At 61.6% G+C, this 13,646-nt stretch carries 13 protein-coding genes and 2 pseudogenes; 11 read left to right on the top strand and 4 right to left on the bottom strand.

Annotated features, from left to right (window positions below):
- Positions 1–19: 19 nt before the first annotated feature.
- Complete coding sequence (locus DID96_RS39645) at positions 20–535, top strand: methyl-accepting chemotaxis protein (protein WP_185732437.1); 516 nt, start codon at positions 20–22, stop codon at positions 533–535.
- Here DID96_RS39645 and DID96_RS31990 read toward each other — a convergent pair.
- Positions 492–1,370 carry a LysR family transcriptional regulator gene (locus DID96_RS31990; RefSeq protein ID WP_124603216.1) on the bottom strand — a complete coding sequence of 293 codons (879 nt, stop codon included), beginning with the start codon at positions 1,368–1,370 and terminating at the stop codon, positions 492–494. The genes DID96_RS39645 and DID96_RS31990 overlap by 44 nt on opposite strands.
- Before the next feature lie 442 nt (positions 1,371–1,812).
- On the opposite strand from DID96_RS31990, the gene DID96_RS31985 reads away from it, so the two are divergent.
- Both DID96_RS31985 and DID96_RS31980 read left to right on the top strand, forming a co-directional pair.
- Positions 1,813–2,550 (top strand): GntR family transcriptional regulator, encoded by a 738-nt coding sequence (locus DID96_RS31985; protein ID WP_124603215.1) that lies wholly within the window; start codon positions 1,813–1,815, stop codon positions 2,548–2,550.
- Positions 2,551–2,805: 255 nt separating this feature from the next.
- The gene (locus DID96_RS31980; protein WP_185732436.1) at positions 2,806–3,048 is read left to right on the top strand and encodes a DUF4148 domain-containing protein; all 243 of its coding nucleotides are present in this window, start codon (positions 2,806–2,808) and stop codon (positions 3,046–3,048) included.
- Between the two features lie 236 nt (positions 3,049–3,284).
- Here DID96_RS31980 and DID96_RS31975 read toward each other — a convergent pair whose 3' ends face one another.
- The gene (locus tag DID96_RS31975) at positions 3,285–3,851 is read right to left on the bottom strand and encodes a TetR/AcrR family transcriptional regulator (protein ID WP_124603213.1); all 567 of its coding nucleotides are present in this window, start codon (positions 3,849–3,851) and stop codon (positions 3,285–3,287) included.
- Positions 3,852–3,960: 109 nt separating this feature from the next.
- Here DID96_RS31975 and DID96_RS31970 point away from each other — a divergent pair, with 109 nt between their 5' ends.
- From DID96_RS31970 to DID96_RS31945, 5 genes are all read left to right on the top strand, one after another.
- A complete protein-coding gene (locus DID96_RS31970; protein ID WP_221624627.1) occupies positions 3,961–4,938 on the top strand; it encodes an alpha/beta fold hydrolase in 978 nt (325 codons plus the stop codon).
- An 11-nt stretch (positions 4,939–4,949) separates the two neighbouring features.
- On the top strand, positions 4,950–6,329 hold the full coding sequence (locus tag DID96_RS31965; RefSeq protein WP_124603212.1) for an MATE family efflux transporter: 1,380 nt from the start codon (positions 4,950–4,952) through the stop codon (positions 6,327–6,329).
- Positions 6,330–6,383: 54 nt separating this feature from the next.
- Positions 6,384–7,544 carry a thiolase family protein gene (locus DID96_RS31960; protein WP_124603211.1) on the top strand — a complete coding sequence of 387 codons (1,161 nt, stop codon included), beginning with the start codon at positions 6,384–6,386 and terminating at the stop codon, positions 7,542–7,544.
- Between the two features lie 485 nt (positions 7,545–8,029).
- Complete coding sequence (locus tag DID96_RS31950; protein ID WP_124603210.1) at positions 8,030–8,659, top strand: TetR/AcrR family transcriptional regulator; 630 nt, start codon at positions 8,030–8,032, stop codon at positions 8,657–8,659.
- A gap of 177 nt (positions 8,660–8,836) precedes the next feature.
- Positions 8,837–9,346: a hypothetical protein gene (locus DID96_RS31945; RefSeq protein WP_260464080.1), complete on the top strand. Its 510-nt coding sequence runs from the start codon at positions 8,837–8,839 to the stop codon at positions 9,344–9,346.
- Here DID96_RS31945 and DID96_RS31940 read toward each other — a convergent pair.
- The gene (locus DID96_RS31940; protein WP_124603208.1) at positions 9,334–10,080 is read right to left on the bottom strand and encodes a MipA/OmpV family protein; all 747 of its coding nucleotides are present in this window, start codon (positions 10,078–10,080) and stop codon (positions 9,334–9,336) included. The two genes, DID96_RS31945 and DID96_RS31940, sit on opposite strands and share 13 nt — an antisense overlap.
- Before the next feature lie 271 nt (positions 10,081–10,351).
- Between DID96_RS31940 and DID96_RS31935 the strand changes: the two genes are divergently transcribed.
- The 3 genes and pseudogenes from DID96_RS31935 (at position 10,352) to fabZ (ending at position 13,356) form a co-directional block, all read left to right on the top strand.
- On the top strand, positions 10,352–11,080 hold the full coding sequence (locus DID96_RS31935; protein ID WP_124603207.1) for a response regulator transcription factor: 729 nt from the start codon (positions 10,352–10,354) through the stop codon (positions 11,078–11,080).
- A pseudogene (locus tag DID96_RS31930) lies at positions 11,081–12,373 on the top strand (ATP-binding protein); the annotation flags it as partial.
- A gap of 530 nt (positions 12,374–12,903) precedes the next feature.
- Complete coding sequence (fabZ, locus tag DID96_RS31925; protein WP_124603205.1) at positions 12,904–13,356, top strand: 3-hydroxyacyl-ACP dehydratase FabZ; 453 nt, start codon at positions 12,904–12,906, stop codon at positions 13,354–13,356.
- A gap of 150 nt (positions 13,357–13,506) precedes the next feature.
- On the opposite strand, the pseudogene DID96_RS31920 reads toward fabZ, so the two are convergent.
- A pseudogene (locus DID96_RS31920) lies at positions 13,507–13,646 on the bottom strand (IS630 family transposase); the annotation flags it as partial.

Here is a 13,646-nt window from a genome sequence, read left to right as displayed (position 1 = left end):
CCTGGCGCTCAATGCCGCCGTGGAGGCGGCCCACGCTGGCGATGGCGGTCGTGGCTTCGCTGTCGTGGCGACCGAAGTGCGTGCGCTGGCGCAGCGAAGCGCGAGCGCGGCCGGCGAAATTCGCAGCATGATCGGGGCTGCAGTCCATAAAGTCGAGCTGGAATCGTCGATCGTGGCCGAGACGCAAGCCGCAATCGAGGCCGCGCAACAGGCTATCGCACGGGTGAGGCGTGCCGTTTGCGAGATCGATCGGACGGCGACGGAGCCGCGTGTCGGGGTCGATCAGGTGAATTCGGCGGTTGCGTGCATCGATGGACTGACGCAGCAGAATGTCCGGCTTGTTCAGGAGATCGCATCAGTTACCGATTCTCTCTGCTCGTCTCACCGTAACGGTATCTCCTGCGATCGCACCGCAGGCGCGTCCGGCACAGAATGGCCGATGTTCGCATGCCGGAACGGACACCCATGGCGGCGCTGTCGTACGGCAGGGTTCAAGGAACGCGTCGCTGCGGCAGGTGCACGTCGCCCGGGGTGAGGGTGGCGAGCCGAGCAAGGCTCATATCGACGAAGTGCATCACCTTGGCCGGGAGATATTTCCGACTTGGATAGGCGACCTGTATGTCGATCGGCTCGAGCTCCTCGTGTTCGAGCACCTTGAGCAGGCTGCCGTCGGCGAAATCGCGGCTGATCAGGAACTCGGGCAGGATCGCGATTCCCAGTCCTTCGCGCGCGAGCAATCTCAGCATGGCCGTGTTCGTAGTGACATGGAGATTCATGCACCCGGCCGAGGATAGTCTCTTGGCAAAGCGCTTCAGGCACAGGACGCGCTGCTCACGCAATTCGGCAAAGCTGCGCGGGGGCGGGCCTTGCAGGTAGGCCGGTGCACAGCAAGCAACAAACCGACTGCTGCTTGCTTCGCGAGTGACGACGTCATCGCTGTTCAGCATGTTGTCGACAACGATCGCAACGTCGATGCCTTCCTCTACGAGATCGATCGGTCGGTCCAGGAGGGAAATATCGATCGACACGTCGGGATACTGTTTGCAATAGGCCGCAACGAGCGGCGCAAGAAGGGCGAGTCCGAGTGCGGATGGCATCGCAACGCGCAATGCGCCGGCCGACGTGATTCGTTCGAGACCTGCTCGGGCATCGGCCTCGGCGATCGTCGCCAGTATCTCTCTACAACGTTCGGCGTACTCGGTGCCTGCCTCGGTTGGTGTGACCTTGCGGGTACTGCGTTGCAGAAGGCGCGTTCTCAGATGCGCTTCCAGTTGTGCCACAGCACGTGTCACCGTCGGTTTGGAGAGGTCCATCGTCCGGGCCGCGCTCGCAAAACTCCCGCTGTCGACGACTTGCAGGAACACGCTCATGGTGAACACTCGATCCAATCGATGCCTCGTGATGATTGCGGTGAATGAAATAGCGCAGTGTCTTGTTCGTGCGTGCTTCTTGGCAACGTTTCCCTTGTGTGATGAACTCCAAAAGCCGGGAGGACGCCATATTGAGATCTGTGATCACTATGACTATTATACGGAGTATCGTCATCGACGGTGATGATTTCTGGTCAGGGATGGGCAGCGGCGTCGGCTGCTGGTCATCGATACCTGGCACATCCGGCAATCAACGTGAATCTAGCCGAAGTGCTCGGCGCCGCTGAGCGCGATGGCTTGGATGCTCGCGACCTGCCGTGACTTGGCGAATGACAGTCTATGCCCAAACTCGCAGCCGAAAGACGACATTAGTGATCACAACAATTCATGCCGGCAGTCAGCACATTAATCAAAATGTTGGTGTGTCGAGAGGGAAAACTCAATGAAGACCAAGCACGTGGATACGACAGGCAGAGTTGATCCTGCCGAGGCTGGTGGCGCGCAGGTGGCGTCACGCCTGCCCCTGGTTGCGCTACGTGAGCGGGTCTACGTCGAACTTGGCAACGCGCTGCGATCGGGGCGCTTTGCACCGGCGGCAACACTAACGATCAGAGGACTCGCCGCTTCGTTGGGCACCAGCACGATGCCGGTGCGAGAAGCCGTTAGCCGGCTTGTCACGGAGGGCGCGCTCGAGATGATGCCCAATCGGACGCTCCGGGTTCCAGCAGTCTCGATTGCGCGACTCGATGAGCTCATCGACGCACGGATAGCCATTGAATCTCAGGCTGCACTCAGGGCAGCTGAGCGCATGACCCCTGCTCAGTTCTCCGCCATCAAGGCAGCAAACGAAATCTACAGCCGCGCGGTCGACGCGGCCGATGTGCCGGCAGCGGCGGTGGCGAACGAGAGAATGCATTTCGCAATCTATTACGCAGCTCAGTCGGATCTCATGATTTCAATCATCGAAAAGTTGTGGTTACGAAGTGGGCCATACATCGCAGCAGTCATGAATCGGATGCAGGCCACTCAGGAAACCTTGCATGACCGCGGCGTGATGCATCACTTCAACGTACTCGCTGCGTTGGCAAAGCGCGATGCAGAAGCAGCGAGCGCGGCGTTGAAGGCGGATATTCTGGATGCCGCGGCCTGGTATAAGAAGCAGATTTTTGACGTCACGTGAACGCTGCGGAAAGTCGACGCAGGGCCGGTGTGCACTTGGCTCTTTCCTGCCGAATCCTGCGTCAAGTCAGTCACGTAAAATCATTTCATGCCACCAGTTCACTGCGGCGCAGGCTGTCATCACTGTTTCAGGTAAGGAAACGTCCAGTTGCCGACTTGTGCGTCCTCCCAGCGTCGCCGCTTCGATAGACTGTGTTCATCGGATGCGAACACGGTCGCTCGCAGAAGCAAAGTCAACCTCTGGAGGTCACTGCTCGTGAACAAACTCATCAAAGCCATTGCTGTTACGGTTGCTTTCGTCATACCGGCTGTTTCATTCGCGCAGACAAGCCAGTCTCTGACCCGCGATCAAGTGCGTGAGCAACTGGTGCAAGTGGAGAAAGCGGGCTATATCCCCGGCTCGACAGACGCCTACGCCTATCCTCAAAATATTCGTTCGGCAGAATCTGCCGTCGCTGCTCAAAACAACGGACCGAATACCGACGGTCACGGTCGGTGAAATTCGGCGACGCGAGTGCGAAGCTGTTCACTGGCGCGTTCGATCGACGAACGGATTTTCTCGTACGCATCCAGATCTGCGGCGAGTTGGGGTAATCTATATGAACGCGTCCCTTTTGCACATCATCACTCAACTCGAGGAATCCGAAGGCTGACAGTGCTCGAAGAGATGCTCCGTGCGACCGGAACGGGCGGCGCGTGGATCGACTCACGACATCGAGAAAAGGCATTACCGCGTCATTTGCACAGCGCATCCCGAGCGGCCTGGAGTATTTCTTGCGACAGAGCTTCGTTATCGACCACGCGCGACATCATCAGCGCACCGATCATGGCTGACGCGGCCGCCAGTGACTTGCCACGCTTGCTCGCTTCCGCGCCTCCCAACTGTTCCGCAATGAGACCTGCGAGACGTAGAAATCCGTCCGTCGCGACTTGCCGTGTGCGCGCGTCGGCTCTCGCCATATCTCCACCCAGCGCCGCAAACGGACAGCCAATCGACATATTGTCTCGATGCGTGACCGACAGGTAACGCTCCGCAATCTCCCGGCGCGCCTCACGCGGCGGCTTCCCCTGCACGAACGACTCGAGCGTCTCGTATAGCGTCGCGCTGGCGACATCGCATGCTTCCGCCACGAGATGGTCCTTCGACTCGAAGTGCCGATAGAACCCGCCTGGGGTCAAGCCGGCAGCCGACATGATGTCGGCAATCCCTGCGCCAACCACGCCCTTCTCGCGCAACTCCCTTGCGGCGGTTTCCACGATCCGCTTGCGGGTCTCGCTTGCCTCTTCCCTGGACTTTCTCATATCGATCAGGCGCCTGAGCGCTCCGTGTAAAACTATTCATTGACACTTAGAGTGTATTCATACTCTAATTGGATGTCGACCATACTCTTATTTATCCAAGGGGGCGGAAGTGGGACAGGACTGGAAGCATGGATACGTCCATACCAACGGCATTCGCATGCACTACGTGGAGCAGGGCTCCGGGCCGCTGATCCTGCTCTGTCACGGGTGGCCTGAATCGTGGTTTTCGTGGCGCCATCAAATCACGCCATTGGCGCGGGCCGGGTACCGGGTTGTCGCAATGGATCAGCGAGGCTACGGCGACACCGATGCATCGCAAGCAATCGACGCATACAACGTCCTGAATCTCGTTGCGGATCTGGTCGGCCTGGTTCACGCGTTGGGGGAAGAACACGCGATTCTCGTCGGGCACGATTGGGGATCCATGGTCGCAGCGCCCGCTGCACTGCTTCGTCCCGACATGTTCCGCAAACTGGCTTTGCTGAGCGTGCCGTACCTGCCGCGCCAGACACTGCGGCCGGCTGTCCGCTTTCAATTGCTCGCGCAAGAGCAGCATTTCTATCAACAGTATTTTCAGGAACCCGAACGAATCGAGCGCGAGCTGGAAGCCGACGTTCGACGCGCTTTGCTGGGCATTCTGTATTCGGCCTCGGGGCAGGCTCGCTTGAGTGAAAAACACCGTCATTCCAGCTTCGTCCGATTCGACAAGGCCAGTCGTCTTGTCGACAGTCTCGTGTTCCCCGACGAGCAACCCATCTGGCTGACGACGGAGGAACTCGACTACTTCACGGCACAGTTCAAGATGTCGGGCTTCCGGGGTGGCATCAACTGGTATCGGAACTTCGATCGGAACTGGGAACTGACGCCGTTCCTGGACGGCGCGCGCATCCTCCAGCCCACGGTCTTCATCGCGGGTGAACTGGATGGCGTGCTGAAGATGGCGAAGGACGAATACGAGACGCTCGAACGTAACGTGCCCAACCTGAAGGGAAAACACCTGATTGCCGGAATCGGTCATTACGCGCAACAAGAAGCGCCCGACGCGGTCAATCAGCTGCTGCTGTCGTTCCTGTCCAACCGGGGATAAGGACGAGGCATATGGATCAGACTTCAAACAAGCCCGATGCTGGCGCGCTACGTCGCGCTCGCATTTTGGGCGGCCCCCTGTTTCGAACCCTGCTGTCGCTCGGGATAACCACCATAGCCGTATTGATCGCCCAGACAGTCGTCGGCGTGCTGGAGACGTGGTACGTGAGTTTTCTCGGTACCGATTCGTTGGTCGGCGTGTCGCTTGTCTTCCCCATCTCGATGTTGATGACGATGATGTCCAACGGCGGCATTGGAGGTGGCGTTGCGTCCGCCGTGGCTCGAGCAATTGGCGGAGGCAAACGACGCGAAGCTGATGCGCTCGTCCTGCATGCGATTGTCGTGGCCGTGGCGCTCGGCTGCCTTTTCACGATATTGGCGTGGTGCTACGGTCCCGAGTTGTATGCCGCACTCGGCGGCCGGGGACCGGGACTCGCCGCGGCGGTGACCTATTCAAACTACGTATTCGCTGGCGCCATACCAGTCTGGATCGTCAACTTGCTGTGCGCAGCCCTGCGCGGTAGCGGGAACGTCAAGATTCCCGCGATCACGACTTTCGCCGGTGCGCTGGTGCTGATTCCACTTTCGCCTTTGCTGATTTTCGGCGTAGGCGCTGTACCCGGCCTGGGCATTGCCGGTGCGGGTATTGCCGTCTCCCTCTATTACAGCATTGCCGCCGTCGCGCTTCTGGTCTACATGGCCAGGGGGCACGCCGGATTGGTCCTGACGCGCGCGTCGCTGAATCGACGTTTCTTCTCGGACATTCTTCGGGTCGGGGCGCTCTCGTCGATAGGTGCGCTGCAACTGAATCTGATGGTCGTATTGCTGACCGCGGTGGTCGGGCGTTTTGGCCAGGCTGCGCTGGCCGGCTACGGCATCGCTTCACGACTCGACTACGTCTTGATACCGCTGCTGTTCGGTCTGGGTACCGCTGTGCTGACCGTCGTCGGGACGTGCATGGGAGCGGGCGACATCGCGCGGGCCAGACGAGCCACATGGCTCGGTATTGCGATGGGAGCCGGCTTCACGCAGATCATCGGGCTGGTCGTCGCGATCCATCCCCCTGTCTGGCTGGGTCTGTTCACGCATGACACGGCCGCGGCCCACTTCGGGGGCCTTTATTTGAGGACCATCGCGCCACTCTACGGTCTGGTCGGCGTGTCTTTCATCCTCTCGTTTGCGGCCCAGGGTATCGGCCGTCCATTCTGGACAATCCTGGGTGGAACGGCTCGCTTGCTTATTGCGGCCGGCGGCGGATGGTTGGCCGTCAATCAGCTGGGTGGCGGCATGGGGACGCTATCTGCCTTCGTCGCAGCGGGGACGGTCGGTTCAGCGCTGGTGTGCGCGGCCACGATGGTGCCCAAACGTATCTGGACTCGGGTCGAGGTGTGACGGACTGCGCAACGGCCTGCGATTATCGATTGGCTATATTTGGAGAATTGTGAAATGAATCGTACCGTCATCGCTGGTTATGTTCGCACGCCTTTCGCATTTGCACGCAAGGGGCCCTTTCACGCAACGCGTCCGGATGATCTCGCCGCCGTCGCACTTGCCGAATTGGTCCGACGCAGCGGAATCGATCCACGCCTGATCGAGGATGTGCTGATGGGGTGCGCCTATCCCGAGGGAGCTCAGGGCGACAACGTCGCACGTATCGCATCGCTGCTCGCCGGACTGCCCGTTCAAATCGGTGCCGCGACCGTGAATCGCTTTTGCGGCTCATCGATGTATGCCATCCACATGGCAGCCGGACAGATCGCCATCGGTGCCGGCGAAGCGTTCATCGCGGCCGGAGTCGAGAGCATGACGATGGTACCGCAAGGCGGCTTGTCGGCGTCTCCGAATCCGCGTTTCGCGTCGAGAGAACATCCCGATGCAGACGTTCCGACCCAGGCGTACACGCCAATGGGCGTCACTGCCGAAAACGTGGCGGCACGCTGGACTATTTCGCGTGAGCAACAAGACGCGTTCGCCGTCGAGTCTCAGCGCAAGGCTTCACTCGCGCAAGCCGAAGGTCGTCTGGACGATGAGCTTGTGTCGGTTACCACGCCCGATGGCACCGTGATCGATCGCGATCTCTGTCTGCGTCCGCAGACTTCGTTCGAAGGGCTCGCTGCGCTGAAACCTGCGTTCGGGGAAGGCGGTACCGTAACGGCTGGTACCGCCTCGCCTTTGACAGATGGTGCAGTTGCCGTACTTGTCACGTCGGAAGCATTCGCGCGACAGCATGGGCTCGACATGCTGGCCCGCGTACGGTCGACTGCGATTGCGGGCCTTGAACCCGAAATCATGGGGATGGGGCCGGTACACGCGACTCGCAAGGCACTTGCGCGTGCCGGCTTGCGCATCGAGGACATGGATGTGATCGAAATCAACGAAGCCTTTGCCTCGCAAGCGATCGCATGTATGCGCGAGCTCGATATCCATCCCGATCGAACCAATATCGACGGCGGAGCAATCGCGCTTGGCCATCCGCTCGGCGCAACTGGCGCACGGATCACGGCCAAGGCAGCGACGCTGCTGCGTCGTGTCAATGGTCGTTACGCACTTGCCACGCAGTGTATCGGTGGCGGACAAGGGATCGCGACCGTTCTCGAAGCGGTGTAGTCAGTGCACGGAGGTTCGACCCCGCCGAAGAACTCGTTGGCTTGACGATGCTCGGCTAAACAGGATCGACACGGCCATCAATGCGACACCGTGGCCGACACGATCGGGCCGCTGACCGCGAACGATAGGCGGGCCGGCGGCCTGTTTGCGCATCCCCCGACAACGACACGCCAACGGATCGGCTGATACGAGCAATGTGGTGAAGTACAGGAGCCCGACGTTCGCCGGGCTGTCAGGCACGGTGATGGTTGGGTCGAGCAACGCCCCCGGCGGCTTCGCGCGCAACCGGATGATCGCACCGAGGCTATGGGGTCCCCTGTATTTCGGTGCACTTTACCGGTATAACCCACTCTAGCTGCGACAAGGGTTAGCGGTCCGCCCCCAGAATTATTAATATAAAAATCAAGGGCTTGCTGATTGCCTGGTTGTCGGCGTATCGCGGAGATCGGCAAGCGCGCGGTGCCCGGCGCAAGCAGGCGACACGTATGCGCTTGCTGCGGACGGCGTTCGGCCTGATGGCGGAAAAGGGCAGGGACAACGTCGCGATCAGCGAGATCACCGAGGCGGCGAATGTGGCGTTCGGCTCGTTTTACTACCACTTCGAATCGAAGGACGGCATCTTCGCCGCGCTGACGGAGTGGGTGTTCGACGATTTCGCGGACGGGCTCGAGCGTCTTGCGAGCGGTTTGTCGGATCCGGCCGAGGTCGTGTCGGTTTGCGTGCGTCACACGCTGATGCGCGCGCGCCGCGAGCGGCTCTGGGGGCAGTTTCTGATGCGGGAGGGTTTCTCGGTGCGCGCACTCGACCACGGGCTGGGCCAGCGCTTGCGGCGGGACAGCGAGCGCGGAATCGCGGCACGCCGCTTCGTCGTCGGTGATCCGTTCGTGAGCGTGCTCGCGATGACTGGGACGATTCTGGGGGCGATCGCGGCAGAGTCCTACGCGGCCGACACGGCTACGGGCGGGGCGAGGAAGCCTGTGGGAGGCGAGGGCCGGCTCCCCGAGCGGGCCGCGGCGATGGTATTGCAGACGCTCGGCCTGACGCGCGCGGAGGCAAAGGACGTGGCGAACCGACCATTGCCGCCAGGCGACTTCACCGCTGCGGAGAGCGGTTGACGATCGATTGCCGCCGACGCAGCTCCGGTCGATCCGGTAGGGCGGCGAAGGCGGTACCACTATCATGTCCGGCGGCGAGCACACCGCCATCATGAAAAATCAGGTGAAGCAGTTGCGACGCCATGCCGCCGCGCATTTCTTCTATCACCTTGACCAGAGCGCGAACAACGATTGCGCGTGCGGTCCTGGCTGCGAAAGGAATACCCGCTGGCTGCGCCAATCGTCTCGCAAGCCTTGCAGCAAGCGCATGCGACAGGGTGGCAGGGGTCGGGATTCGATCTTCAGTGGATCGGGCGGCAAGGCGCCTATATTTGCGGGAAAGAGACCTCGCTGCTCAATGCGCTGGAGGGCCGCCGTTCCGAATCGCGTCAACGGCCCCCTCAGATCACCGGGTACGGGCTCTTCGGTGCGCCCACCCTGGTGCACAACATGGAAACGCTGTGCTCGGCGCCATCGATCGCCATGCATGGCGCAGCGGCGTATGCCGGGCTTGGATTGTCCCGTAGCCGTGGTACCAAGCTCGGTTCTGCGTGCCCTCAAGCGAGCGTAATCCGCTCGTCGAGGTCGCGGCGCCGGCCTGACGCCGGAGCCGACTGCATGCTGCCGCACGCTGTCCGCGGCGGCGTCGGCACGTCGCGCGCGGACAATGCGTGCCTGCGTTGTCGATCAACGCTTCAGAACTTGTAAGTCGCGCCGGCCATCCCATAGTAGTTGCTGCGCGTCTGGACGATCGGGCTGTCGCCGTAGCGCCCTAGCAACCGCGTGAAGCCGCTACTCGCGTGCACCGACCAGTGCCGCGACACCGCCCAGTTCCACGCAAGCGACAGCGTCGCGCTGTCGACCCCGCCGCTTGTCGAGTACGGCCTGAATCCGCTGGCCGTCGACTGCGCATCGGTCACGCCGTAGAAGGTCTGCATGTAGCGCCCCGTGCCCGCATGCACGCTGCCCGTCAACACGACATCGTGCCGTCCGGCCGCGAACACGGGCACCGCGAGATCGACATGGCCGGACAAGCCGCGCGACGTGTGCGTGACCGGAGCGTCGACCGTGACGCTCAATTCGCCGCCATCCAGCAGCTTCACACCTGCCCGCATACCGACGACCACCGCGCCCGGAATCCGGCCCATCCCCTTCAGATGGTCCGAACCCGGCAGATCGAAACGATTTTCGTCGGTACGGCCCGCGGCGTAACCCACTGCCGCCGACACGAACGCACCGTTCGGCAGGTTCAGCCGGTAGCCTGCGCCGGCGCTGGTGTCGATGAAGAAGCCGTTGCCGAACATCGCGGAGAACGAGGGCGCGACGACGGCGCGATACTGGTTGCTGCCCTGATAGCGTGGGGCAAAGCCGCCGCCGAGCGAAATCGCGTACTGGTTTTCGGCGTGGGCCAACGTGGCGAGCGTCAGGCTGGCAAGCGGCATGCAATAGCGGAAGGAGCAGAAGGCGCGGAAGGAGCGGAAGGAGCGGAGGGATGGACGCACAATTTCGGGACCAGAGTGGCGGAGCCCGAAGTCTAGATTCGACCGCGTGGCGCGACTGTCCGGAATCTGCGGTGAATGTGTGTTCAATTGTGATCGATTGTTCCCGACTGTCGTGCGCTGCCCGTGCGGCCGGAACGACGGTTAGAATTCGGGCTCCGCGCCGCGCGCCCACATGCAGGACGAAGGACGGTGCGTGCATTTCGAGGAGACCATGAACGAGAATCCGCTCGCACACCGAGTGCTGCTGATCGAGGACGACGACCGACTCGCGCGACTCGTGCGCGAATACCTCGACGGCTATGAATTTACCGTGAGGATCGTGCCGCGCGGCGATCTTGCGGTCGCCGCGGTACGCAAATACCGGCCCGCGCTCGTGATACTCGACCTGATGCTGCCGAATCTCGACGGGACGGAGGTATGCCGGCGCATTCGCGCGTTCACCAATGTCCCCGTGTTGATTCTCACCGCGCGCGCCGATGTCTACGACCAGGTCGCGGGCCTCGAAACCGGCGCCGACGACTACGTGACGAAGCCGATCGAGCCGCGCGTGCTGGTGGCACGTGCCCGCGCGCTGTTGCGCCGCGTGGAGCCCGCCGTACCGGAGCCGGCCGCAGATGCGCAGCCGCCCGCGCTCGTGTTCGGCGAACTGACGATTTCGCCGCCGAACCGCACGGTCACGTGGCGCGGCGATCTCGTCGACCTGAAGACCGCCGAGTTCAACCTGCTGCTGATCCTCGCGCGCGCGGCCGGCACGGTGCTGAGCCGCGACGACATCCTGAAGCAGCTGCGCGGAATCGAGTTCGACGGAATCGACCGGTCGGTCGACTCGAGCATCTCCAAGCTGCGCCGGCGCTTCGAGGACGCATCATCGGAGCCGCGCCGGATCAAGACGATCTGGGGCCGCGGCTACCTGTTCAGCCCTTCTGCCTGGGACGAATAAATGCTGCGCCCATTGATCAAGCTGTATCTCATCGTCATTCTGTGCTGCGCCGCGTCGATCCTGTTGATTCAATACTCGTTCAACAGGATTTTCTACGAGCGCGTGGCGCAGGCACAGCGCGATGCGCTGTCTACCTACGCGTTTGTGCTGAATGACTATATCGAACGTCATCCGGGCGCGAAGCGCATGCTCGCGCTGCGCGAACTTGCGCAGCACGGAAACGAGCGATTCGGTTTCGCGACGATGGCCGACGCCCGCAGCCAACTGAGCGGCGCGCCGCTGCGCGACCTCGACGCCGGCAGGATCGCAATCAGTTACGACCGCAAGCATTACTACATGCCGCTCAAGGACGGGTCTGTATTGCATGCGAACCCGATCGGGCCGGCCGACCTTGACATCAAGATCTATGCAAACGGCATGGTCGCGCTGGCGGCGCTGTTCGCCGTCGCGCTGTGGGTCTCGTATCATTGGCGCGACCTTCGCCGGCTGCAGAATGCCGCTCGCGCCTTCGGCGCGGGGAACCTTGCAACGCGCGTGAAGCTGTCAAGCCGCTCGAACATCTACGATCTCTCGCAGCAGTTCAACGACATGGCCGAGCGAATCGAAGCATCGATCAATCAGCAGCGGGAAATGATGCACGGAATCTCGCACGAGCTGAAGACGCCGCTCGCGCGCCTCGAATTCGGGCTTGCGCTACTCGCCCAAGGCGACGACAGCGCCCGGATGCGCGAGCGTCGCGAAGGGCTGCAGCGCGACGTGCGTGAACTCGACGAGCTCGTCACCGAGCTGCTGACGATCGGACGGCTGGAACAAGGCGCGAGCGAGCTTGCACCGATGGAAGTCGTCGTCGATGCACTGATCGACAGTGTTGCCGGCAATGTCGCGAACGATGTCGCCGATCGGGGTCTCACGCTCGGCGTGTCGACGGCCGGCGCGCAGGCCACCCACGTGTGCGATCCGAAACTCGTCGCGCGCGCGCTGCTGAACCTGATTCGCAACGGCTCGCGTTATGCGTCGCGCACGGTGCGGCTGTCGGCGGCGAGCGATGCGTCGGGTGCACTCGTGCTGAGCGTGGATGACGACGGTCCCGGCATTCCGGTCGCCGAACGTGCGCGCGTGTTCGAACCGTTCCAGCGGCTCGACTCGAGCCGCGACAGGCAGACCGGCGGATTCGGTCTCGGGCTCGCAATCGTGCGGCGCGTCGCGCTCGTGCATGGCGGAAACGTGCGACTCGAGGACTCGCCGCTCGGCGGTGCGCGCTTCGTGATTTCGCTTCCGGCGCGGGCCCTGCCGTAGCGTGCGGGCGATGCGCCGGGGAAGACGGCGTACGGCCGGAACGAGTGCGCCGATCGCATCGCCGCGTCGAGATCATGACGTTCGCGTGCGGATGATCGCTACGGGCCGCCGCTTCGCCCGTGATGGTGCCGACGACTTCCTCCTATCTCAGGCCGGAGCGCGACGTCGCGACTGAGCGCATCGCGTGCGGGGAATTGTCAAAGAATCAATGCTCTATGTTCGGATTTCGAAGTGCATGATGCGAATTGACGGCTTTTATTCGAACATAGACGAAGTGACAGCATTATTTCGGCGAGACTGTCAATAAAGTCATCAACTTACGAGTTGAGTCCTTATGCGACGGTCACCTCGAGTTGACATCTTTGCTTTGCTCTACGCTGTCCTACACAATTTCACGCCAATTGACGCGGGCGATGGGCAAGCGGCCTATCGGAGCCGCGGCCCGGAAAATTTCACTTTCGAATGGCCCTGAATCGGGGCAGCCTCGGGTACCAGCCTCAACGCAAACACGACGAAGACAAATCACCATGAACGCATCCGACATCAATATCCACAAGATTCTGGAGCTGCTGCCGCATCGGTATCCGATTCTGCTGGTCGATCGTGTGCTCGAATTCGAGCCGCAGACGCGGATCAAAACCCTCAAGAACGTGACGATCGACGAGCCGTACTTCGTGGGGCACTTCCCTGGGCAACCGGTGATGCCGGGTGTCATGATTATTGAGGCGCTGGCCCAGTCAGCCGGCCTGCTGACGTTCGGCGCGGACATGGAACAGAGGGCAGGGGCGCTGTATTTCTTGGTCGGGATCGACGGCGCGCGATTCAAGCGCGTGGTGCGCCCCGGCGACCAACTCCATCTGAACGTTTCCGTGGTGCGTTGCATCCGTGGTATCTGGAAATTCCAGGCTAACGCGACCGTGGGCGGCGAATTGGCCTGCGAAGCCGAGTTGATGTGCACCGTGAAGCAGGCCGAAGGCTAGGATCCGCTAACGCAACTGAACAAGGCGCGAGGTGGCTTGGATCGCGCCGCGTTGAACAGGCGGCCCGCGTCTTAAACTGCAGTCGGAGGCAGGACATCCCGATAGTCCAGTTCGGCCTGTCTTCTTATATTTGACATAATTACTCATAGGTCAGAAATATATGTAGCGGACAGATGGATGTCTGAAGAACGCGCGGACGAGCTTCGGGTCTTGCCCAATTTTTTCAAGCTGTTCATGGATCCGCGGCCCGAGTTTTTCACCCTTTTGCAAAGGGCGTCGCGCGACGCCGC

Source organism: Burkholderia sp. Bp8963, from assembly GCF_003854275.1.
GTDB lineage: Bacteria > Pseudomonadota > Gammaproteobacteria > Burkholderiales > Burkholderiaceae > Burkholderia.
The sequence above is the reverse complement of the archived record's forward strand: the minus strand, read 5'-3'. Positions and strand labels throughout refer to the sequence as shown.

Excerpts from the sequence above, each read along its gene's own strand:
- DID96_RS31990 (WP_124603216.1), bottom strand. The coding sequence starts at position 1,370 with ATGAGCGTGTTCCTGCAAGTCGTCGACAGCGGGAGTTTTGCGAGCGCG.
- DID96_RS31985 (WP_124603215.1), top strand. The coding sequence starts at position 1,813 with ATGAAGACCAAGCACGTGGATACGACAGGCAGAGTTGATCCTGCCGAG.
- DID96_RS31975 (WP_124603213.1), bottom strand. The coding sequence starts at position 3,851 with ATGAGAAAGTCCAGGGAAGAGGCAAGCGAGACCCGCAAGCGGATCGTG.
- DID96_RS31965 (WP_124603212.1), top strand. The coding sequence starts at position 4,950 with ATGGATCAGACTTCAAACAAGCCCGATGCTGGCGCGCTACGTCGCGCT.
- DID96_RS31960 (WP_124603211.1), top strand. The coding sequence starts at position 6,384 with ATGAATCGTACCGTCATCGCTGGTTATGTTCGCACGCCTTTCGCATTT.
- DID96_RS31950 (WP_124603210.1), top strand. The coding sequence starts at position 8,030 with ATGCGCTTGCTGCGGACGGCGTTCGGCCTGATGGCGGAAAAGGGCAGG.
- DID96_RS31940 (WP_124603208.1), bottom strand. The coding sequence starts at position 10,080 with ATGCCGCTTGCCAGCCTGACGCTCGCCACGTTGGCCCACGCCGAAAAC.
- DID96_RS31935 (WP_124603207.1), top strand. The coding sequence starts at position 10,352 with ATGAACGAGAATCCGCTCGCACACCGAGTGCTGCTGATCGAGGACGAC.
- fabZ (WP_124603205.1), top strand. The coding sequence starts at position 12,904 with ATGAACGCATCCGACATCAATATCCACAAGATTCTGGAGCTGCTGCCG.